The following is a 22,116-nucleotide window of genomic DNA, read 5'->3' as shown; positions in this document are numbered from 1 at the left end:
AAGGAAAAAATTCCTACTGGAACTTCCTTTTTTCCCACGTACTAATTGGAAGGATAATCACCAGCATGGCACCAAAAACTTCATTCGGGACAGAGCCGGAAGCTTATCCCAACATAATTTGCTGGATTTATTTTCTTTAGATCTTCTTTTACCCGCAATGAACAATCTAATTGTTCAACAAAAGAATAAATTTCTTGTAAAGTCACTTTTTTCCCTCTTGTTAACTCCTTTAATTGTTCGTAAGCTGTAGTTAAGCCTTCTCTTCGTAATATCGTTTGTATTCCCTCAGTAATTATTTCAGGATGATCTTGCAACGCTTTTACTAATTCTTCTTTATTCACTTCGATTTTTGATACCCCTTTAAACAGTGCTTCATAAGCAACTAAGCAGTGGCCAAAAGCAACCCCTATATTCCTCAAAACAGTGGAATCTGACAAGTCGCGCTGCAATCTTGAAATGGGTAATTTTCGAGAAAAAAAATCAAACAATGCATTTGCTAATCCTAGATTGCCTTCTGCATTTTCAAAATCAATAGGATTTATTTTATGCGGCATCGTTGAACTCCCAATCTCTCCAGCTACTGGTTTTTGAATAAACCAGTTGTCACTGATATAACGCCACATATCTTGTGAAAAATCAAGGAGAATAACATTTATCCTTCGTAAACAATCAAATACTTCAGCATAACTATCTTTCGGCTCAACTTGTGTTGTAATTAGATTTGGTTCAATTCCTAATGAAGAAATAAACTGCTCTGAAAATTTAATCCAATCAATAGATGGAAATGCAGCAACCTGCGCATTATAATTGCCAGTAGCGCCATTTAATTTTCCTGTTATTTTATGGGATTTTAAGTATTCTAATTGCCTTTTAAGCCGGCTATTAAATACAAGAAACTCTTTGCCGACTGTTGTTGGGGATGCAGGTTGTCCATGGGTTCTTGCAAGCATAGGAACATCCTGGTAATTTTTTGCGAAAGAATTAATGAGCAGAATAAGCTGATCTACTTTCAAAATGAACAAATGCTTTGCAGTCATGAAGTGACGTTGCTTCTAATCTCAGTTTAATAAAATATTCAATTGCTTTAACATCGTGATTTGTTGGAGGGATGTCTTGATATCCTTTTGTTTCAATCTCTTTAATAATTTCAGTATCTTCCAGCGAAAGTTTCGAAAGATTGTTCAAAAAATCTTTTTCTTCATCAGTAAATTTTCTCAAGCAAAATCCTTCTACTTCAGATAGAGCTACTAAGTAGGCAGTTTCAACAAGAATTCTATACTTAAAGAATGCCTGTTCGCTAAAGAAAGGAACTAACAATTCAGTTTTATCATAATATCTTCCGCCTAATGGAGAAATTGTTTGCAATGGATTCATAGAACCAGTATTATGGGTAGTATATATAAAGATTGTTAGCTATGGTACGTGGAAAGCTTAGAGGAGTGCTCTAAGCTTTCCACGTACTTCTTAAACACCCTTTAATTTTTTAGTTATTGGAATTTTAGCTTTGCAATGCTGGCATTCAACAACATAGGCATCTGCACCTTGAAATTTCTTCCTCTTGTATAATGTTGCGCCCTCGCCTTGTTTCATGCAATCAGGACAAGTATACTTTGCCTCTAAATTTAATGATTCTTCATGTTCTTTCTTTTCTTCAGTATATTTGCAACCAGGACATTGATATTCTTTTGCTCTGATTTTAATATTACCTTCATCACCAACAGGTTTTCCCATTTTTTCTTTTTTGCATTGAGGGCAGAGCTTTTTATAAACCCATGCTTTTACTTTGCCTTCTTTAATTCCTCTATTCGTGAAATACAATAAATCATCCATATTTTCCGGTTCAGTTAATCCCACATTTTCACCTGTTATTTAGTTCGAGTTTGCCCTGTAATCAAATATACTTAACTTTACCTACTACAATGAGGTCATTGCCTGCAAGGTTTGATTTGATATCAGTCAACTTAAATTTTTTGACTTGTTTTTTAAATAAGGTCATACCATTACCTACTTTAAAGTCCCCAATAATCAGAACTAATTTATCAACTATTTTGCTATTAATCGCTGAAGTATTAAGAATCATTCCTCCTTCAAGCAAGATGCTTGCAACTTGCTCTTCTTTTGCGAGTATCTTCATCAAAACTCTTAAGTTAATGTGGTCTTTGAAAACGATAAAACGTTTGATTTTTTTTTCAAGCAATCGCGCTTTTCTTGTTTCATAACCTTTCCTTGTCGTGACAATAATAACTTGATTATTATTAAGAACTCTTGCATTAAGAGGAATACGCAGGGTGCTGTCGAGGACAATCCTTAATGGATCCATTCCTCGCTGTTTGATACGTTTATGTTTCTCAGCTTCAGGAAGCCGGGTTGTTAAACGTGGATTATCATGAAGTATTGTATTAATTCCCACGAGAATTGCATTAACTCTGTTTCTTAACTTATGAACAAAAATACGCGCGTCTTCTCCAGAAATTTGTTTATTTTTACCATCTGCCCAAGTAATTTTTCCATCCTTTGTAATCGCAGATTTTAAATATACATACGGCTCTTTTTTGGTAATATATTTTATGTATTCCCGGTTTACTTTTTTAATTTCATGTTCTAAAACACCGACACTCACGGCAATGCCAGCTTTTTTAATTTTAGCAATGCTTTTTCCATTAACTAAGAGAAATGGATCTTTCATACCAATAACTACACGTTTTGGTTTTGCTGCAAGTATGTTGTCAATGCAGGGTGGTGTTTTGCCGTAATGACAGCATGGTTCAAGCGTCAAATAAATAGTAGAACCTTTTGCCTTTTTTAGGCTAATTTTAGATAGTGCATTAATTTCAGCATGATCTTCACCAGGCTTTCGATGATAACCTGTTGCAATGACTTTATTATTCTTGACAATAACACAGCCAACAAAAGGATTAGGAAGCGTATTGCCTCGAAGAGCAAGTTCTAGTGCTTGTTGCATGTAATTCTTATCTTGTGCTAAACTCATATACAACCCCTACCTATCTGTAGATATTAATAAGGTGGTTTATATAGTTAATGCTATGATCGGCTTCGGTGAAAATCTCGGCATAGCCTCGGTTTTGGTGCCGTGATTATCCCGCTTATTTATAAGAAGGAAAAAATTCCTATTGGAATTTCCTTTTTTCTCGTTCATTAATTTGAAAGATAATCACCAGCATGGCACCAAAAACTACATTTTCACCGAAGCCGCTATGATCGTACGTAATAAGTCTGGGGTTTTAGCGCCTATTTTGTGAAGCTCTTCTTAGTAACTATCGAGGATTTTTCGGAGTGCCAGAGAGAAAAATCCAATTGATATACACTTCAAAAGCTGAACCGGCGCTACAACCGAAGAAGACTTATTACATACCTATGATTTCTGTTTATTTCGTCCTCGTAATTCTACTAACACTAACTTTTTTTCAACCTTTTTAGAATCATACCCTTGTAAGACTTCTTTAAATGCCCTATCAGCAATGCTATAATGCTTACTGACCAGTGCTTCATGCAATACATGCAAATCAACTGCTTTATCTTCGTCCTTTGTAGAAGTATAGCTTAGACCAAAATCAATGCAATAAAGTTTATGTTCTTGATCATCATATATTAAATTGCTTGTTGTTAAATCACCATGTATAATTTCAAGATCATGAAGCTGCCGTATTTTTTGACCAAGGATAAAACAAACCTGTTTATACTTGAGTCTTTCAAGATGTTCTGAGAGTTTTTTTCCTTCAACAAATTCCATTTCAACAGTATCAACATCGTTATATGATATACATTTCGGAGCAAGCTTCAGTTTTGCGATCTTTTCTAATATTTTCACTTCTTTTCTTGTGCGATGTTTACGCAATGATTCATCTAATTCCCTGCAACGGTATTTTTTCTCAGCTCTGATCTTAATTATTTTATTTTTATCTCTATAAATCTTAGCTTCCGCACCATGCATGATGAGTTTCATATTTCTAAAAATAGTAATGAGATTTATATACCTTATTGTTGCCTTGATCTATTCTGAAACTGCTTCTTCTGGCTGCGTTACTTCTGCAGCTTCTTCTAAAGGCTGTTCTGGCTGAATTTCTTTAATTGCTTCAGAAACTTTTGCTGCGCCTTTTACTTTTTCTAACTCAAGAACACGAATTTCAACAGTTCGCAGAGGGTAAATTCGTTTAAGGCTATCATTTAAATATTTTTGAAGGCGATTGCTCATAACATGAACAAACGTATCAGCATATTTTGTTTCTTTAAGAAAATTAGTGACTAATACTAAGCAGTTTTTCCGTAATGAGGTTAATACTGCCCTTGTTGTTGATGATTTTGTAATCAGTATTGGTTTTATACGAACAGATTTATGATCTGCAGTTTTACCCACGAATGAAAGATCTATTCTATCACGGCCGCGCCTTACCATACGCTTTATTGAAGCAAAAGAAGTATAATAACCAAGAGGCTCAGCAATTGCTCTGTTGTTTTCAGCGCGCGTAACTTTGAATTTAAGGTTAACGTTTTGTTTCTTCATATCACCAGTTAATAACATCAAATTTGTAGAAATGCATCTTCCCACTAATGCCTGAGGAGTTTCAACCATAGTTTCTCCAAGCAAGAAATTATTAAAAGTGTTATCGGTATAAATAGGAATTAACTTCTTCTTCTTCCAATTTGCTACACGTGTTTGTGTTTTAGTTGCTTTAGCCATATTACTTCATGAATTTACTGATGATTTATAAATGTTTTGGAGAACAAAATTGAAAAAATCAAAAAGAAAAAATAATTTCGTTTATCTTCTTCCTTTAAAGTGCTTGCGCATAAAGGTTCCTGCTGGTTCTTTCATTGCATCTCCGAATGAGATACCAACTGCAATACCAACACCTAACATTAATCCTGCGAGCACAACAAGGAAGGTGTTTCTTGCAACTGAAATGCTTAAACCAACTTGCTCAAGCGCAATGAGGAAGACAAATATTATGATTACCCATTGTGCAATTTTTGCAACAAGTTCAGCATCTTTTGCTCTTGTTTCCACAATTCTTGAATAGGTGTAATCACCTGCTACTAAACCAATCAACGCAATTAATACACCTGCGATTAAATTTGGAATCCAAAATGATACCATAATTAAAAATTCAGACATTGTCTCAAGATTAATAAGACTTGCTGCTGGTGTCAAGAAAAGGATAAATACATACCATTTCGAAACAACTGCAAGAATATGACCAAATTTTAAGTCACCAACGCGTTTTGAAAGATTTGTTTTCTTAATGAGCATCTCATCAAGCTTCACTGCGGTAAAAAATCGATTCAAAACAAAATAAACTACCCATCCTACAAGATATCCTACAACTAAAACTACAAATGCCCCTATCAATCCAGGCACAAATTGTAAGAAATTACTTAATACCTCTTGTAATGGCTGTGCTATTGAAGCACCTAATTGTTCTAGTGTCAAAAAAATCACCCCTCTTTCCCTTAAGGAATATGTTTTCTAAACTAAAGTCTTTGTGTGATACTTATTCCCCATACCCCACAAATTTTATTTTTGGAAGTACTACTATTTAAACTTTCGTTAGTATTACGCAATGGTGACTAAACTACATCATCTTCAATTTACTCGTAATCGCATCTATTTGCTCTTCCTCAGCTGGCCCAATGGCTCCACAAGTAACAGTACCTGGTTTAACAACCGTATGCCCTGCGTCTGTAATAATAGAAGTAATGATACCTTGATCTTTAGCTATTTGAATATATTTATACAACTCTTTTTCATCTGTTACTTTAAGAACAATCTTTTTCATCCCTGAATTATACCATCTCTTTAATAAGGATTCATCTTTTTTCTGCAATTTCAATGCCGCATCTACTGCAGCATGAGCAACTTGCGCAGCTAATTTGCCTTTAGGTAATTTAAGATCCTCACGTACTAAGATAACTTGTTTTAATTCCATAACATAGTGTTGAGAAAATAGAGATATATAATGTTTTGTATTTTTTCTCGGCTTCATCCAAAAAATGGCTGCCGCCAGGTTAGCACCTTCGAAACTTCGCTTATTATCTTCGCTTAAACGGTCGTGCTCCGAAGGAGCCTACCCTCCGACCTCTTTTCATGAATATTTCAAAGAGTTTCGACCTGAGGGTGCTAACCTTATTTTTGGATGAAGCCTTTTTTCTCATAACCTTTTTTAATCGTATGCTTATTCTTCCATCATATGATACCCATTATCTACGAAGATGAACATCTTCTTATTGTTAATAAACCTCCACAAATAGCAAGCCATCCAGGAGGTGTATATGAGGATAATTCTTTGCTCGATGTTCTTAAACAACAAGGACATTATCAACAAATTCATCTTATTAATAGGCTTGATTTTGATACTTCTGGAATAATAGTATGTGCAAAATTAACGCAAACAGCAAAAGTACTCTACCATAAAATGTCTGAACGAGGTTTTAACAAGGAATATCTTGCCATTGTATTTGGCGTACTTACTAAACCGATAACTATTAATCAACCGCTTGCTGAAAAACGAGGCACCCATATTAAGTGGAAGGTTAAGATAAGTCCTCAAGGAAAAGAAAGTATTACTGGAATAACACCTTTGCATACGTTCATTAAAGAGGGGAAAAAATATACACTTGTTCTCTGTAAACCCTTAACTGGAAGACAACATCAGATTAGGGTGCATCTTGCTTCAATTAAACATCCTATTGTTGGAGATAAGATTTACATTGCTGACCGCGTGTTTAAGTATTATACAACCCATGAACATCAGTTACTGCCAGAACATTTAACCAGAATTAAATCACCGCGGATGCTGCTTCATAGTTTTAAAGTCTCATTTACTTTTGGGAATGAAAAATATGCATTTACTGCGCCGTTACCTGAAGATTTCTTAGGATTTCTCGATGAAAAAGGTAAAAACATAATCGGTTTCATTCGGCACAATCCAAAAAACGAGTGATATTGCGAAAATGCTTTCGGCAACCATCGGCTCGGCTTAAGATGCAGTTATCGATTGTGCTATCCTCTCTGGAACCTCGGATAACACTCGATGAAAGATAAGAAGAGCCTCGCAAAAAAGATGGTGGCACTTTTCGCAATATCACTTACAAATTGGATTGTGCCTTTCATCCAAAAAGCTTAAAAAGAACATATGCTTTGAAATAGGTATGTCAACCAAAGATCCCTTGATTATTGGTAATTGGAAAATGAATAAAACTGCTGCTGAATCAGTTGCATTTGTCAAAGAATTTCAGAAGAAGATCAAGCATATTGAATATTTTAATCTTGTTATATGCCCTTCATTTACTGCATTAAGCGAAGTAAACAACGTATTAAAGCGTGATATTCTTGAACTTGGCGCTCAAGATATTTTTTATGAAGCTAAAGGCGCGTTTACTGGTGAAGTCTCCCCCTTAATGTTAAAAGAATTTAAGGTAAAATATGTTCTTATTGGTCATTCTGAAAGACGTGAACTTGGAGAAACTAATGAAATGGTCAATAAAAAACTTCTTACCGCATTACAACAGGGATTTACTCCTGTTTTATGCATTGGAGAAGACGTAAAACAACGAAAAGAAGATGAGTACAAAGATTTTGTGCTTCGACAACTAAAACAATGTTTGAAAAATGTTGATCAGAAACAAGCAAAGAATATCGTGATTGCGTATGAACCTTTGTGGGCGATTAGCAAAGGCGATCAAAAAAAACAACCAGCAGGATTGCTTGAAATAGAAGAAATGCATGCATTTATACGAGCCAGCTTGCTTCAGTTATATCATCAACGTGTTGTTGAACAAATGTATATTATTTACGGCGGCAGCGTCAAACCAGACAATATTCGAGAAATTCTTATTCTTCAAGATGTTGACGGTGTTCTTCCAGGGAATGCATCATTGGAAGTTGATTCGTTTATTAGTATGATAAGGAATTGCTAATGAATTTTATTAGATTATACCTCCAATAAATTTAAGTTTTAACAGCTTGACATGTTCCCTGTATACAACGTTCACCTTGTTTACAGCCATCTATACATAGTTCATTGCAGACTCCACCTGCTGAACCAGTATATGTTTTTATTGCGCGGCAGATAGAGCGTTCATTTGCAACACCATAAACCCTTGAAGTAGGACTCTTTTCAAGTGCATAATTAAACTTTCCTCCTAAATGCATTATAGAAAAGCGTGTTGGCTTGAGAAGATTTGACCCTGTATTTTTCCCCCCAGACATCCCACCACCTGAGTAACATCCGACTTCCCAATAATAATTAGGATCATCTTTTCCACAATCAACTAATCCATCTGATCCACAACCATTACCTATAAGATCACCCCATTGGCTTTGAGTACAATTAAGAACTTTAAATTGAGATGAACATATCACTTCATTTCCAATATAGTTATAAGGAATTTTTCCACCTGTAAATAGTGAAGTAAAACAATATTCTGTTGGATCCAAACCTTCGATAAAAAAGGTATTTGACTTATAATTATTATAAAGATATTTTTGGTTACTAACAAAAGAATTGATGTCAAATAGTTTATTATTGTCTACATACTCTTCTCCTAAGATTCCTATCTCATGACCCATCTCATGATTAAAAACTCTAGCCAAATCAAATTGATCAAAGCATTGTGACATATCTTTTCCACTTAAGCATTGTAGTAACATATTTTTATTTATAGCAACTTGAGTTCCTTTCTCAAATTTACACTTTCCAGCTCCAGCTATTGTATCACTAATAATTTGATCATCATTAACTAATGCAATGAAGAAAGTTTTACCTTTAATATCATGACTGAGATATATTTTCTGGGTTTTCGTAAGTGGCACAAGCTGAGCGATTATTTTAGTATTTTCACTAACTGGCCATGATGCTTCATCATAAGAGAGTATATCCGGATAATACCAAAAGTTTAGCTTATCTTTATTGGACATATATGGTTCTACGTTGGTAAATCCTTTATTAGAATAGATCAAATGATTAACTATAGATTTAAATAGTTCTTTATCAAAACCTACATTTAAAAAAACAATATTTAATTTTGTATTGCCCCCAGTATTCTCTCCCATAAGACTTACAAACTTTTCTTCATTCTGTTGAGGATAAACTCTAACTGAGCTTATATATTCTATACTTTGAGTTAGAAGCTTCTGATCTACAAATGATGGTTTTTCAATAATAGTTCCCCATGTTGCATGATTTGGATAATAATTAAATTCTTTTTTACTACCATCCTTATAGTTTAATTTGAAACTAAAAAACGAATAATAGATTCCTTCGGGAAGAGTATACATAAAGACATTAAGTTGATTTAACTTAACATTACTACTTTTCTTCTGTAAAAACATAGTTTCTTTCTGATTGGGATACAATGTCGTTTTCACTTGAAAAATATTTAAAGTTATATCAACGCTTTGTAAATTATTAGAAAGATCTTCTCGAACTGAGGGAATATAAGGAAACATTATTTCTCTACCACTTACCTCTAAGTTAGAAATGTGTGTGTTAGTAATCATCACAGTTACTGGAAGTACATTTTGTTTCTGATCAATAGTTAAAAACTGACTTGGAGGAGTTTGAAGAAAAAAGTCATATTTATAATTGGTAAAACATTGTTTTTCATCAACAAATGATGGAAGAAATCCCTTCTTTTCAACAACAAAAGCATACATTTTTGTGTTAGTTAACCATTCATTTTCGATCTTAAACTCGCCAGATTCACTAGTTTTTCCTTTCACCATTAACAGAGTTTCTGGATATTGATCCCAAGGAAAATGAATTGGTTGTGAACCTGATGTAGCAGACATTGTATTTTCATAATTATAAATAGAAACAATTGCTTTATTTAAAGGAATTTTATTTGCATCAAAAACTTTCAAAATAACATCTTTAGTACACATAACATAAGGTGATACTGTAGATTTGATAAATAAAGAACAATTAAATCTGCATTGATCAGTATCATCATCATTACCATCGTCACATACTTCATCTTGTTCTACAATACCATTACCACATAATGATGAGATTTTACCTGATTCTTTTTCCTTCTCAACTGATTGCTCTTGAACTGGTGTTGGTTGAGAATTAGAAGCAGGCTGTGTTTGAGATTTTTCATATTTTGCTTTAAACTGTTCCAGTATTTTCTGTTTTTTCTCAGCAGACATTTTATCTAACTTTGTAATCCACGCTCTATTAATACACATATTACTATAACACACTTCATTAACATTTCTACAATCTGCATTTGCCTTGCAAGACATACCTATAACTAAACCTGTTCCTTCAAAAGAATTCACTGACAGAGGTAAATTTGATATACTAACAACAAATAAACTAATTACAACTAAAAAAATAAACCCTAGATTCATATTTTTATACAATGTATGGACCTCTTTTTGCTAACATAATAATAGAGTTACAATTTCATCAATTTACATCTATATATATCTTCTGCAATTTTCCTACCTGCGTAGTATCGAGTTTTTTAAGAACTCTTACATTATATACATAACTCCCTGAAGGAGTATCTTTAGGAACGGTAAACGGCAGATTCATAATCTTAATTTCATGTGGTTTTATAGTTATTTGATTTAATTCTGCTGAATTTTTAGTAGGGAAAATAATTCTGTTATATGTTTGATCATTGCTCCCGCTGCCTTCCTCTTTCTCATAAACTGCAAAAGAAACATCAATCTTGTAAGTAGTCTCTGCTTCATCACGATTTGCAATCCCAACACCAAAAACATCATTGCCTGCCCGTTCAACTGATCTCCTGATCAAACCAATCGTCACTTCTTCAGAACTATCGCGCAAATCATTTTCTATCGCGTATTTAATATCATCATCTAATATTTTTGCCTGGTCACGAGCTTTGAAGAAAACTTGTGTTGCAATGTACATCCCCACCGAGAAGATCGCTAAACCTAATATCAACATAACAATGAAATTCACTGACAATTCAACAGCTCTTTTTTGCTTAATTCCGATATTTTTTACCATAGTTTATTTACATTATTTACTGCTCGATTCAGATTCATCTTCTCCTGTTTTAACAAATATTATTTGACCAGAGAATTGTTTTTCAACATTATTTCGAGATTGTTCAATAATTTCTTCAGTTTTAAAAACAAGAGCATCATAATCTACTTTTACTTTAATGGCACGCTTCTCTTCCCAAGTATTAAGCTGAGCTATAATAGGAATAGAAACCATGGTAGAAGCGCCAATACTATTGAGTTTTTCATTGAGATTTTTACTTCCTAACAACTCTTGGCCTGAAATAATTTGCACTTTAGATATCACTAAAGGTAATTTCACTTTAGCATCAGCATCTTGCAGTGATATTTTAACCTGAACTTCATCTTTTGCCACATCAAACGGTTGTTTGTATTTTAATTCCATATCTAAACGGAGATTTGGCTGCTGCCATGAATTGATCAACGTAATAGGTTTTACTTTTTCTTTTTTTACCTGCACTTCACAATTTTGAGTTTTTTCATTGCAAGCATATTGCAAATATTCAGATGTTTTGTTCTTTGATTGCATTTGTTCGAGAATAACATCTCCTTTACAAGCTGGTTTGCAATCTACTTCACAAGAACAACGTGTTTCTCCTGCTTCGCATTGCAAATTGCCACAGCAGTTAGGGACAGGAGTGTATTTACAAACATTATTTGAACATACTGCAGTTTGGCATGCTTTTTGAACGCATTGTGTGTCTTTTCTGCATTCTACTTTAGAACAGCTTGCAATAACAAGAATAGCTGCAATAAGTATGGTTATTAATAATGTCTTTTTCCATCCAAAATGGTTAAGCATAAATAAATAAATACAAGTGATTATATAAATATTATCTTATTACTTAACAATTTCATATTCTTTAACAATTAACAGCATGAATATCACTAATAATACTGCTCCTGCAACCATAAATGAAATTCCTCTATAAAGGTCTTGAGCGCCAGTAACTATCATAAACAACCCTACTGCCATAATACCAAATCCTAACCAAAGGAATTTGTCTAAAACAAGGAGCATGATTCTGAATTCCTGCTCTTCACTTAATTTCTTTTTGCCTGATTTTGATCTTAAAGCAGGCATTTGTACATTATTTGATTTTTTCTTTACCATGAGTATCACCTATGAAATTAAATTCAAATACACTTGCTTTGAAGCATATGCTGGAGTTACTGGTGCTGTTGGTGCGTTTATTTCAACAAGACAAATATATTTTCTTGCTGCTAGGTTAGTTCCCTTTTTTTCCTTAAGTATTGCTTTATACGCAACTGCTTTGCTCCCTTCAACTGTTTGCGGTAATGCAAAAAAAACAGGCAAACCAGTAACTACACCACCTTCATCATCAACACAGCTCGAGATTAAAGGAACTACATTTACAACTGATTGTGTATGAACATTGTAAAAGCCAATCAATACTGTAGAGTCTTTGCCTTTTTTCAATGTTAACTCATTCTGAATTGAGATTGGATCTTGCGATGTTGGCTGTTTTTCTAACAGATTAATATCAAATGCTTCTTCTAATAAGGGAGTGGATTTTTCTCTGATTAACTTTGTAATAAACAATCCAACACCCATCATAGAAAATGCTAATACAAATATTACAATTGCATCAACTGAAAGATTCAAACTTGCTCGTTTAAAAGGACCGCGAATTCTTAATTGGCTTTTAGCTACCACTTATGACACCTCTTTCTCAATATTTTCTGTATAATGATATTTATAAAGATTTCGAAAATGTACTACTTCAACGTTATGAAGTAGTACAATATACCGCAAAGATTATATACCTTCAAATCATTCTTTTGGCATGCGATTAGATAAATTTATTGAGGATATTTTAGAATATAACCCAAAAGCTAATATTAAACTAATCAGAAAAGCCTATATTCTTGCTGAAGATGCCCATAAAGGTCAAACAAGATTCACCGGAGAACCTTATTTTTCCCATCCTGTTGCTGTTGCTGAAGTTTTAATAAAACTTAAGGCTGACTCTGCCACTATATGCGCAGCATTATTGCATGATATTGTTGAAGATACTCCTGTTAAAATAGAGTCAGTTAAACAAGTATTTGGAGAGGAAATTGCGTTGTTAGTTGATGGTGTAACTAAACTTGATAAGATTCATTTTAAATCAAAAGAAGACTATAATGCTGAAAATCTGAGAAAAATCTTAATTGCAACAGGAAAAGACATTCGTGTCATGCTTATTAAGCTCGCGGATAGAATGCACAATATGCAAACCTTAAAATCATTGTCTCCTGAAAAACAAGAACGAATTGCCCAAGAAACCCTTGAGATTTATGCGCCTATTGCTCACAAGCTTGGAATGTGGCGCGTTAAAGGTGAACTTGAAGATCTTTCCTTACGCTACTTGAAACCTGAAATCTACCAATACATTAAAACAAAAATTGCTGAAAAACGAGGAGAGCGAGAAGCGCAGACAAAGCAGCTTATCAAAGAAATCAAAGAACAGCTAAAGAAAAAAAATATTTCTGCAAGAATTTCTGGAAGAGCCAAATATTTTTTTAGCATCTACAAAAAAATGGAAAAGAAAAAATTGAATTTTGATGAGATTAATGATCTTATCGCTATGCGTATTATCACTAAAACAATTCCTGAATGCTATGCAGCTTTGGGGATTGTCCATGAATTATGGAAGCCAGCTCCTGGAAGATTTAAGGATTATATTTCTGTGCCAAAAGCAAATGGTTACCAAAGTTTACATACTACGGTAATAACCGGCGGCGGAAAAAGGTTGGAAATTCAGATCAGAACTGAAGAGATGCATCATATGGCTGAAGATGGTGTGGCTGCACATTGGCAGTATCATGGCACTGAACGCGATAAACAGTTTGACAAAAAGATTTCATGGCTCAAACAACTCCTCGAATGGCGCGCAGAATCAACAGATGCTAAACAATTTATTGAAAGCCTAAAAATTGATTTATTTGAAGATGAAATTGTAGTGTTTACTCCAAAAGGAGATCCTATTTCTCTCCCGGTCAACTCAACACCTGTTGATTTTGCTTATATGGTGCATACTTCGATTGGAGAAAACTGTTCCAAATCATTAGTCAATAATAAAATTGCGCCTCTTGAAACAGTGCTTCATTCAGGTGATGTTGTTGAAATTATCACTCAAAAAAATGCAAAACCTTCTCGGCAATGGCTTAAATTTGTTAAAACAAATAAAGCAAAAAGCAAAATAAGGCAAGCATTACATATGGAAGTAGAACATGACCCAAAAGCTGGGCGGAGAAAACTTGAAAAGCTCAAAGAATCTGTTCCTGAGAACCTTATCAATTACCTTGAAGTAGTCGGTATGAAATCAGATCAAGCAAAATTATCAAAATGCTGCAATCCCCAACTCAGTGATAGAATCGTAGGATTTCTAACAAAAGATAAAAAAGTAACTGTTCATAAACAAGGCTGCTCTAATATTCACAGTCTTGGTCAAACGAAAGAGATTCCTGTATTGTGGAATAAAAGCTCTCGCACTGAAACAACTATTTTACGCCTCCTCCTGGAACATAAAGTAGGAACGCTGGCAAAAGTATTGACGTGTTTTGTAGAAAAAAAGGTTAATATTTCTAATATTAATACTAAACCAAGCAAAGATAAAGTGCTTACTTCAATCACTATTGAAACTGCTGATAAACATATCATCAGCGAATTAATAAAAAATCTTAAAACAATTCCAGAAGTTGCCAACGTTGAAGAGATCAAAGGGTTTAGATGAGAAAATATTTTCTATTTTTTTACTTGTTTTCCTCTGATATAAACACGATAATTCTTATCTGTTTCAACTTCAATATATTCAAGATTATTAATAACAAGATCATTGCCGCCAAGAAGATATATAACATCTAATCCTGTAATATCAACTCTATCGATTAAAGGAAAATCAATTATTTGGTCAGGAACTTGACCAGATTTATGAGGATCATTCATAGTAAAAAGACTGATGAATAAAGGATGTTTTGTATCATCAGGGTTTGATCTTTTCTTTCTTCCCAAAATAACGCTTTTTGTGTTATATTTCATGTTTACACCTTACACTCTTAGATGTCGTTGTAGGTTTAAATATTTTGTTATACAAAATTTATTTAACAACAAACCTTATACTCCTTAAGGGAAATCTTCAAATATCCTTATTTGACAAATTAAAATATGTTTAATGTTAAAAAATTCAATGGCACGTTCAAAGGGATTATAGGAGAATGTATGTTTAAACTTGCCACCCCACAAATCACTTTAACAAATTTCTACCCTAAACATCGTTTTCTTGCTTATTTTGACGATATGCTTACTAAGGAACAAATTGCGTTCTTAATAGAACATTGGGATTCAATTGATGCTATACAAGCAAATAATATAGGAATTGATAAAAATGACAAATATAATTTTACATTTTATGAAATTAAGACAAGAAATACGTATCCACAGAAACTTTCTTTTAAACCTAAAATGACTTTGGAAACACATAGAGTATATCATACAGCAAAAAAAATTGGATTTCTTTCTAAACTAGCGACAGTTTGGCTAGAAGATAATTGGAATTTCAAGGTGGAAATAACAGAGTTTGATGAAAAATATTATTGCATTGACAAACCAAAAAAGTATGACAAGAAAATTTATGGTAACTATTAACTCTCTTAAGTATTCTGAAGACCCGTGAGATTTGACTGTAAATTGTAATTTAGGTACAAGTATTTCTCTAAGATAACAGAGTTGTCACTAATTGTTCTGTAAGACCGAATTTAAAAAAGAAAAAAAGAAAACCACACATAAGTAAATAAGATGTACGAACTATTGGGGTACGCATGCTTAACATCTCGCCGAAGCTTGATGCTTACACACCGTATCCATCAACCCTATCTTTTATAGGTGCTCAAGATATCTCGTTTCGAGGGAGGTTTCGTGCTTAGATGCTTTCAGCACTTATCCTCTGGAGCGTAGCTGCCCTGCATACCTTATCAGATAACAGGTAGACCAGTGGCTCCGATTCTTCGTTCCTCTCGTACTAGAAGATCCTTCCCCTCAGATATCCAACATCTCCAGTAGATATTAAACAAACTGCCTCACAGCGTTCTGAACCCAGCTCACGATCCCTTTTAATGGGTGAACACCCCCACCCTTGGACGCTTCTGCACATCCAGGATAGGAAGAGCCGACATCGATGTAGCAAGCCGCGCCGTCGATATGAGCTCTCGGGCGCGACAACTCTGTTATCCCCGGAGTAACTTTTTTGTCATTCCTAACTTCCATCAAGAAAGCATAGGAGTTCGCTAGGCCACACTTTCGTGTTTGAAATTCGTACGATTGGAATTCCAATCAGGCTGGCTTTTGCCCTTGCACTCTACACTCGATTTCTGACCGAGTTGAGCCAACCTTTGGGCCCTACTGATACATTTTCAGCAGGGTGCCACCCCAGCCAAACTGTCCACCAATAGCTGTCCCAATTGCTTGGTTAGCAACGTAAGCGTTGAAAGATGGTGTTTCATTGATGTCTATTTCTGATCTGGCGATCAAAACGTAGCGACTCCCATCTACGCTGTATAACTCCACTCACATTGCAACTACAGGCTACAGTAAAGTTTCACGGGGTCTTCACTTCCCACTGGAGATCCCTGGCCTTTGCACCAGGTAGAGTGTTCAGTGGCATCTAACTAGGGACAGTGGCGATCTCATTGCGCCATTCATGCAGGCCGTCATTCAAACGGCAAGGCATTTCGCTACCTTAAGAGAGTTATAGTTACCCCCGCCGTTTACCAGCTCTTAGCTCCGTTGAACCAGAGTTTAAAGTACTGGCACTGGGCAGACGTCACCTTCTGTACACACCTTTTCAGGCTAGCAGAAAGTTGTGTTTTTGTTAAACAGTTGGACCACCCTAATCTTTTAACCCTACAGTCGCCTCCTTATGAAGACAACCACAGGGACCCTTTCTACCGAAGATACAGGGCTAATTTGCCGAATTCCCTTAGTTAGATTACACCATCACACCTTAGGTTTCTCACCTAGGGGCACCTGTGCTGGTTCTTGGTATGATTATTAAGGATTTATTTTAATTCCTTTTTCATGGATTCTAGGCATCAGTTAAGATATCTTAAAGATACTATTTTAAGGTTTAATCAAATTCTCATCATTACGATACTCCTTTGATTTGTCCTCATTAACATAGAAGATAATCTATGCTAACTTAGCCGAAAATGTCAGAAATTAAACTTGTGTTACCACATATACCTTAATAGTACAGGAATATTAACCTGTTTCCCTTTCCTCGACTCTTTCAAATTATGAACCGAGTTAGGATCAACTAACCCTTGACTGATTAACATTGTCAAGGAACCCTTGCCCTTTCGGCGACAGTGATTCTCACACTGCTCTGTTCTTACTACCACCAGGATTCTCATTTCTATGCGGTCCACATTTCCCCTCAGAAATGCTTCTACCCACACAGAACGCCTACCTACCACAAATCTTTCGATTGTCCACAGTATCGGTAAAGAGCTTAGCCCCGTCCATTTTCGACGCTTATATACTTGACAAGTAAGCTGTTACGCACTTATTATAGGGTGGCTGCTTCTAAGCCAACCTCCTCGCTGTCTTAGTACATAAACATTCTTCACCCTTTAACACTTAGCTCTTATTTAGGGACCTTAACTGTAGTCTGGGTTGTTCCCCTCTCGCGACTCAAGCTTACCCCGAGCCGCCGTTTCCATAATATTAACTATGCGTGGATATTCGGAGTTGGACAAAGAACCGAGAGATTTCTCCCCCTAAGCTCCAAATCCGTTTCTCTACCATCCAAGCTATATAATTATGGACTTGACTGCGGCCAACTTCGGTAGGAACCAGCTATCACGGGACTCGATTGGCTTTTCACCCCTAACCTCAAGTTAGAAAAGCACTTGCACGTAGCACTTCTTCAGGCCTCCATGAGGTTTTACCCTCACTTCACCTTACCCAAGGTTAGATCGTCCCGCTTCGGGTCAGACCCAAATGACTTAAGGCACTTTCATACCTTATCCCTCGCAAGCTGCGGATACTTGCTTTCGCTCCGGATAACTCCTTTAAGGATTATCCTCGCCATTCAGATCAACTCCCTGGTACGTTATTCAAAACGCACGGTAGAATTCCAAAGAACCCTACCCCACTATAACTATCAGGTTTCAGATTCTTTTCACTCCCTTTTATGGGTTCTTTTCAGTGTTCCCTCGCGGTACTATACGCTATCGGACTCAAATAGTATTTAGAGTTGGAAGTTGATACTCCCATATTCTCATTCAGTATCCGGTGAATGATACTCTAGGTACTACTACAATCCAAGAATAAGTTTTCTACGGGACTTTCACCCTCTATGGTCTCTTATTCCAAAGAAGTTTGAATGTTATTCTTGGATCTAAAAAGTAGCCTCAACACCACATCCCTATTATATTGCTACAATAGATTCGGTTTGCTCTACGCTGTTTTCAGTCGCTCTTACTAACAGCATCTCGTTTGATTTCTTTTCCTACAGGTACTAAGACGTTTCAATTCCCTGTGTTTCCCATCCTTTCGGATTTAATGTGAAGTCACATTCGGACATCCTTGGTTCAAAGAACACATGCTTCTCGCCAAGGCATTTCGTAGCTTGTCACGTCCTTCATCAGCTTTTGAGCCAAACCATCCACCTGATAGTATTGATCTCCTTATTTACCTATGCATGGTTTCATTAATATGAATAGGGATATACAATCCATATCTTTAACCCTTAATTTGGTATTGTTTGAATACCAAACTGCAGACCTTATCGGTCAATATATGTGATGATCGTAAACGACTATATAGTCTCTTAATTAAGATGGACCCGTCGGGATTTGAACCCGAGGCCCCCGCCTCACTTGTGAAATGCAATTTTTCGCTTGCAACATAATGCAAGGGCGATGCTCTACCGGACTGAGCTACAGGCCCATTATGAAAATAAAAAGATTGCCTAATGGAAACAAACACAGTAAAATAAAAAAGGAGGTGATCCAGCCGCAGGTTCCCCTACGGCTACCTTGTGACGACTTAACCCACCTCACTGAGTTTAGGTTCGACGTAATTAAAAGATTACGCCTCACCAAAACCCTGCTCGGTTGGTTTGACGGGCGGTGTGTGCAAGGAGCAGGGACACATTCACTGGGTTGTGATGAGACCCGATTACTAGGGATTCCAACGTCATGAGGCTGAGTTGCAAGCCTCAATCTGTACTAAGACATAGTTTAGAGGTTTAACTTCTCCTTTCGGAGTTGTATCCCATTGTCTATGCCATTGTTGCGCGCGTGTAGCCCAGAAGATTCGGAGCATACAGACCTACCGTTGCCTGCACCTTCCTCCTGGTTTCCCAGGCAGTCCCCACAATGTGCACGATCACAGTAATTTGCTCGTTAGCAATTGTGGATACAGGTCTCGCTCGTTACCTGACTTAACAGGACACCTTACAGCACGAGCTGACGGCGGCCATGCACTACCTCTCGGCTCGTCAAGTAAGCCCTTCAGACTGACTTTCATACTGCCGTCGCCTCTGGTAAGATGTTCCGCGTTGAATTGGATTAAACCGCACGCCGCACCCCTTGTGGTGCTCCCCCGCCAATTCCTTTAAGTTTCAGTCTTGCGACCGTACTTCCCAGGCGGCGAACTTAACACCTTCGCTTCGACACTGCATGCTCCCTAAGAACATGCAACACCTAGTTCGCAGCGTTTACGGCTAGGACTACTCGGGTATCTAATCCGGTTCGCTCCCCTAGCTTTCGTCCCTCACAGTCAGATCCGTTCTAGTTGGACGCCTTCGCCACAGGTAGTCTTTCTAGGATTATAATATTTTACCACTCCCCTAGAAATACTTCCAACTTCTCCCGGTCCCTAGTTCGGCAGTGTCTCCTGCACGTTGTTATGTTAGGCATAACAATTTCACAAAAGATTTATCAAACCTGCTACGGACGCTTTAGGCCCAATAAAAGCGATTGCCACTTGTGGCGCTGGGGTTACCGCGGCTGCTGGCACCAGTCTTGCCCACCACTTATTCTCCAAGATATTTACTCTTGAAAAAAGCCTATACAAATGTATAAGCACTCAGGATTCCCTTATCACACTTTCGTGCATTGTAAAGTTTTCGCGCCTGCTGCACTCCGTGGAGCTAGGGCCAGTATCTCAGTGCCCTTCTCGGGGCTACCTCTCTCAAGGCCCCTACCGATCTTTGGCTTGGTAAGCCTTTACCTCACCAACAACCTAATCGGCCGCCAACTCATCCTTAGGCATTACTTTTCAAAGATATACCATTCCAGATATTATCTTCTATCCAGTTTTAACCACAGGTTACCATAGTTATCCTGAACCTAAGGGCAGATTATTGACGTGTTACTGAGCATTCTGCCGGTGTCTTGCGACCCCTTGACTTGCATGGCTTAATCGAATCCTGATAGCAGCAATCTCCCGCAGGATCAACGGGTATTTCCAAAATCCTGCTAGAATACAATCGCCTATATCAACTTAAAGGAATTGCTTTGTTTCCATTAAACAACCTATTCACACTCTATTAATTTCAAATAGAGCATACATTTGAAAAAGATTCCTATACATATTCATTTAAAATATGTATTCGGTAAAAAGATGGAGAGGATTTATAAAAACATATAATTGGGAAAAGAGGTTGTTTATAAAGTTTTTGTTATTAAAAAAATATTCTGTCGAGAAAAAATCAAGAATAAAACGAGTGATAATAGCTGATTAAACGAAAAAATAACGCGATCAAGAAAAAGTTACATTAAAAATTATTCGGTTTATTTCTTAAGTCTCTTTCGCTTTTCTTTTTTCATCCGTTTACGTTGCCACTTCCAACGCATCTGCCTTTTCTTTTTCCATCTTCGTGAACTTCGTTTCATTGGTTTACCAGATATCTATCTCCTTTATTTTTAAAGTTTGTTATGATAAATATAAAACTGCCCTGGCCGGGATTTGAACCCGGGTCACAGCATCGAAAGTGCTGTATGATTGGCCGGACTACACTACCAGGGCATGATGGGCCCGCAGGGAATTTCATAATCTACACAAATTATTTTTTTAATGATTACTTTGAACCCTGGACCACTAGCTTACTTAGTTTTTCGAGGAAAGACTTATAAGACTAGCGCTCGAATTGTCCATCTAAAAAGACTCCAGACTGAGCTACGGGCCCAGTGGTCCATTGAAGTCTTAAATGGTGAATTTCAGAGACGAGAGATGCTTTATAAAATTTTCGTTAGAGAAAATTTGTTCGTAACATTTATAAATCACCTATTTTTCTTAATAGCCATGAAACGAATTGGTGGCAATCGGAGAAAAACCCGTTATAAACTTCAGAAACCTCTACGACAACGAGGTAAATTGAGTTTAAGTAAATACTTTCAAACATTTGATGTGGGTGATAAAGTAAATCTCATAGCTGAACCTGCGGTTCAAAAAGGAATGTATCTACCAAGATATCACAATAAGTCCGGAATTATACAAAAAAAGACAGGAACTTGCTATGAAGTTAAAATTAATGACCTCGGATTAGATAAGGTATTAATTATACACCCTGTCCATTTAAGAAAAGCAAAAGCTTGAAAATAATGTGAATTATTATGACTAAACCAAATATTCTTGAAGAAAACAGTCTTAACATGATTGTTGTAAGAAAAACTCTTGAAAAAATAAAAAAACGTGACACTGAACTTAATTTCAGAATGCAGAAAACTGAAGAATATTTACAAAATGTTACTAAACTGAGCAACAAAGATTATGAAACTTTACTTAAAGAACTTGAGGGTCTTAATGTACCTCGATTTAAAGAAATTCATCTTAATAAAATTGTCGATTTATTACCTAAAACACCCGAGTTGGTAAAACTTCTTTTTCAAGGTCAAACTATTTCTATTAGTGATGACAACGCAAAAAAAATTGCCAATGTTGTAGAAAAATATGTTTAGAAAAGTGTGTTGCATAATGCAACACACGCATATATCTTTCAATAGATTTATATATCAGTAGCATCCTTATGTTTTCATTTGCGTTGTATTTTTATTAGATGGTAAACTGTTATAATATTGTAATC

General features: G+C 36.0%; 18 protein-coding genes, 3 tRNA genes, 2 rRNA genes and 1 pseudogene. 6 read left to right on the top strand and 18 right to left on the bottom strand.

Features of this window, described 5'->3' with window-relative positions; all coding sequences use genetic code 11:
• Positions 1-80: 80 nt before the first annotated feature.
• From purB to HYY69_00340, 7 genes and pseudogenes are all read right to left on the bottom strand, one after another.
• Positions 81-1,374, bottom strand: a pseudogene (gene purB, locus HYY69_00370) (adenylosuccinate lyase).
• 90 nt (positions 1,375-1,464) lie between these two features.
• Entirely contained in the window at positions 1,465-1,854 is a 390-nt protein-coding gene (locus tag HYY69_00365; protein MBI3031904.1) for a hypothetical protein, read from the bottom strand.
• Between the two features lie 37 nt (positions 1,855-1,891).
• Complete coding sequence (gene ribD, locus HYY69_00360) at positions 1,892-2,989, bottom strand: bifunctional diaminohydroxyphosphoribosylaminopyrimidine deaminase/5-amino-6-(5-phosphoribosylamino)uracil reductase RibD (GenBank protein ID MBI3031903.1); 1,098 nt, start codon at positions 2,987-2,989, stop codon at positions 1,892-1,894.
• Positions 2,990-3,373: 384 nt separating this feature from the next.
• On the bottom strand, positions 3,374-3,964 hold the full coding sequence (locus HYY69_00355; protein MBI3031902.1) for a Kae1-associated serine/threonine protein kinase: 591 nt from the start codon (positions 3,962-3,964) through the stop codon (positions 3,374-3,376).
• A 48-nt stretch (positions 3,965-4,012) separates the two neighbouring features.
• A complete protein-coding gene (locus tag HYY69_00350) occupies positions 4,013-4,699 on the bottom strand; it encodes a hypothetical protein (protein MBI3031901.1) in 687 nt (228 codons plus the stop codon).
• Between the two features lie 81 nt (positions 4,700-4,780).
• Complete coding sequence (locus HYY69_00345; GenBank protein MBI3031900.1) at positions 4,781-5,449, bottom strand: hypothetical protein; 669 nt, start codon at positions 5,447-5,449, stop codon at positions 4,781-4,783.
• Positions 5,450-5,591: 142 nt separating this feature from the next.
• On the bottom strand, positions 5,592-5,945 hold the full coding sequence (locus HYY69_00340; protein ID MBI3031899.1) for a peptidyl-tRNA hydrolase: 354 nt from the start codon (positions 5,943-5,945) through the stop codon (positions 5,592-5,594).
• Positions 5,946-6,206: 261 nt separating this feature from the next.
• Between HYY69_00340 and HYY69_00335 the strand changes: the two genes are divergently transcribed.
• Together HYY69_00335 and HYY69_00330 are read left to right on the top strand one after the other, a co-directional pair.
• The gene (locus tag HYY69_00335; protein MBI3031898.1) at positions 6,207-6,959 is read left to right on the top strand and encodes an RluA family pseudouridine synthase; all 753 of its coding nucleotides are present in this window, start codon (positions 6,207-6,209) and stop codon (positions 6,957-6,959) included.
• A 208-nt stretch (positions 6,960-7,167) separates the two neighbouring features.
• Positions 7,168-7,935, top strand: a complete 768-nt coding sequence (locus tag HYY69_00330) for a triose-phosphate isomerase (protein MBI3031897.1) — start codon at positions 7,168-7,170, stop codon at positions 7,933-7,935.
• A gap of 31 nt (positions 7,936-7,966) precedes the next feature.
• On the opposite strand, the gene HYY69_00325 is transcribed toward HYY69_00330, so the two are convergent.
• The 5 genes from HYY69_00325 to HYY69_00305 are packed head-to-tail and all read right to left on the bottom strand — an operon-like array spanning position 7,967 to position 12,698.
• Positions 7,967-10,384: a hypothetical protein gene (locus HYY69_00325; GenBank protein ID MBI3031896.1), complete on the bottom strand. Its 2,418-nt coding sequence runs from the start codon at positions 10,382-10,384 to the stop codon at positions 7,967-7,969.
• 46 nt (positions 10,385-10,430) lie between these two features.
• Positions 10,431-11,003 (bottom strand): hypothetical protein, encoded by a 573-nt coding sequence (locus HYY69_00320; GenBank protein ID MBI3031895.1) that lies wholly within the window; start codon positions 11,001-11,003, stop codon positions 10,431-10,433.
• Between the two features lie 12 nt (positions 11,004-11,015).
• On the bottom strand, positions 11,016-11,822 hold the full coding sequence (locus HYY69_00315) for a hypothetical protein (GenBank protein ID MBI3031894.1): 807 nt from the start codon (positions 11,820-11,822) through the stop codon (positions 11,016-11,018).
• 39 nt (positions 11,823-11,861) lie between these two features.
• Positions 11,862-12,134 carry a hypothetical protein gene (locus tag HYY69_00310; protein MBI3031893.1) on the bottom strand — a complete coding sequence of 91 codons (273 nt, stop codon included), beginning with the start codon at positions 12,132-12,134 and terminating at the stop codon, positions 11,862-11,864.
• Positions 12,135-12,143: 9 nt separating this feature from the next.
• A complete protein-coding gene (locus HYY69_00305; protein MBI3031892.1) occupies positions 12,144-12,698 on the bottom strand; it encodes a hypothetical protein in 555 nt (184 codons plus the stop codon).
• Positions 12,699-12,828: 130 nt separating this feature from the next.
• Here HYY69_00305 and HYY69_00300 point away from each other — a divergent pair, with 130 nt between their 5' ends.
• Entirely contained in the window at positions 12,829-14,760 is a 1,932-nt protein-coding gene (locus tag HYY69_00300; protein ID MBI3031891.1) for a bifunctional (p)ppGpp synthetase/guanosine-3',5'-bis(diphosphate) 3'-pyrophosphohydrolase, read from the top strand.
• A gap of 11 nt (positions 14,761-14,771) precedes the next feature.
• Here the strand turns inward: HYY69_00300 and HYY69_00295 are convergent, their stop codons facing one another.
• Positions 14,772-15,065, bottom strand: coding sequence for a hypothetical protein (locus HYY69_00295; protein ID MBI3031890.1), 294 nt, complete (start codon positions 15,063-15,065; stop codon positions 14,772-14,774).
• 126 nt (positions 15,066-15,191) lie between these two features.
• Here HYY69_00295 and HYY69_00290 point away from each other — a divergent pair, with 126 nt between their 5' ends.
• Complete coding sequence (locus HYY69_00290) at positions 15,192-15,671, top strand: hypothetical protein (protein MBI3031889.1); 480 nt, start codon at positions 15,192-15,194, stop codon at positions 15,669-15,671.
• Positions 15,672-15,871: 200 nt separating this feature from the next.
• Here the strand turns inward: HYY69_00290 and HYY69_00285 are convergent.
• The 5 genes from HYY69_00285 to HYY69_00265 all read right to left on the bottom strand — a co-directional run bounded on the left by HYY69_00285 (position 15,872) and on the right by HYY69_00265 (position 21,219).
• A 23S ribosomal RNA gene (locus HYY69_00285) occupies positions 15,872-18,699 on the bottom strand.
• Between the two features lie 166 nt (positions 18,700-18,865).
• Positions 18,866-18,974, bottom strand: a tRNA-Ala gene (locus tag HYY69_00280).
• A gap of 50 nt (positions 18,975-19,024) precedes the next feature.
• Positions 19,025-20,496, bottom strand: a 16S ribosomal RNA gene (locus tag HYY69_00275).
• The 16S and 23S rRNA genes sit together here with 3 tRNA genes alongside, the layout of an rRNA operon.
• 488 nt (positions 20,497-20,984) lie before the next feature.
• Positions 20,985-21,059, bottom strand: a tRNA-Glu gene (locus HYY69_00270).
• Positions 21,060-21,063: 4 nt separating this feature from the next.
• Positions 21,064-21,219: transfer RNA gene (locus HYY69_00265), tRNA-Ile, on the bottom strand.
• A gap of 116 nt (positions 21,220-21,335) precedes the next feature.
• Between HYY69_00265 and HYY69_00260 the strand changes: the two genes are divergently transcribed.
• Positions 21,336-21,629 carry a 50S ribosomal protein L21e gene (locus HYY69_00260; protein MBI3031888.1) on the top strand — a complete coding sequence of 98 codons (294 nt, stop codon included), beginning with the start codon at positions 21,336-21,338 and terminating at the stop codon, positions 21,627-21,629.
• Between the two features lie 17 nt (positions 21,630-21,646).
• Positions 21,647-21,991, top strand: coding sequence for a hypothetical protein (locus HYY69_00255; protein MBI3031887.1), 345 nt, complete (start codon positions 21,647-21,649; stop codon positions 21,989-21,991).
• The last annotated feature ends 125 nt before the right edge of the window (positions 21,992-22,116 follow it).

It is taken from the genome of Candidatus Woesearchaeota archaeon, assembly GCA_016192995.1.
In the GTDB taxonomy this organism is placed as follows: Archaea; Nanobdellota; Nanobdellia; order Woesearchaeales; family DSVV01; genus JACPTB01.
Note: the sequence above shows the minus strand (reverse complement) of the source record. Positions and strands in the feature narration are given on the sequence as shown.

Excerpts from the sequence above, each read along its gene's own strand:
- HYY69_00300 (MBI3031891.1), top strand. The coding sequence starts at position 12,829 with ATGCGATTAGATAAATTTATTGAGGATATTTTAGAATATAACCCAAAA.
- HYY69_00260 (MBI3031888.1), top strand. The coding sequence starts at position 21,336 with ATGAAACGAATTGGTGGCAATCGGAGAAAAACCCGTTATAAACTTCAG.
- HYY69_00340 (MBI3031899.1), bottom strand. The coding sequence starts at position 5,945 with ATGGAATTAAAACAAGTTATCTTAGTACGTGAGGATCTTAAATTACCT.
- HYY69_00315 (MBI3031894.1), bottom strand. The coding sequence starts at position 11,822 with ATGCTTAACCATTTTGGATGGAAAAAGACATTATTAATAACCATACTT.
- HYY69_00350 (MBI3031901.1), bottom strand. The coding sequence starts at position 4,699 with ATGGCTAAAGCAACTAAAACACAAACACGTGTAGCAAATTGGAAGAAG.
- HYY69_00290 (MBI3031889.1), top strand. The coding sequence starts at position 15,192 with ATGTTTAATGTTAAAAAATTCAATGGCACGTTCAAAGGGATTATAGGA.
- HYY69_00295 (MBI3031890.1), bottom strand. The coding sequence starts at position 15,065 with ATGAAATATAACACAAAAAGCGTTATTTTGGGAAGAAAGAAAAGATCA.
- HYY69_00310 (MBI3031893.1), bottom strand. The coding sequence starts at position 12,134 with ATGGTAAAGAAAAAATCAAATAATGTACAAATGCCTGCTTTAAGATCA.
- HYY69_00335 (MBI3031898.1), top strand. The coding sequence starts at position 6,207 with ATGATACCCATTATCTACGAAGATGAACATCTTCTTATTGTTAATAAA.
- ribD (MBI3031903.1), bottom strand. The coding sequence starts at position 2,989 with ATGAGTTTAGCACAAGATAAGAATTACATGCAACAAGCACTAGAACTT.
- HYY69_00330 (MBI3031897.1), top strand. The coding sequence starts at position 7,168 with ATGTCAACCAAAGATCCCTTGATTATTGGTAATTGGAAAATGAATAAA.
- HYY69_00255 (MBI3031887.1), top strand. The coding sequence starts at position 21,647 with ATGACTAAACCAAATATTCTTGAAGAAAACAGTCTTAACATGATTGTT.
- HYY69_00320 (MBI3031895.1), bottom strand. The coding sequence starts at position 11,003 with ATGGTAAAAAATATCGGAATTAAGCAAAAAAGAGCTGTTGAATTGTCA.
- HYY69_00355 (MBI3031902.1), bottom strand. The coding sequence starts at position 3,964 with ATGAAACTCATCATGCATGGTGCGGAAGCTAAGATTTATAGAGATAAA.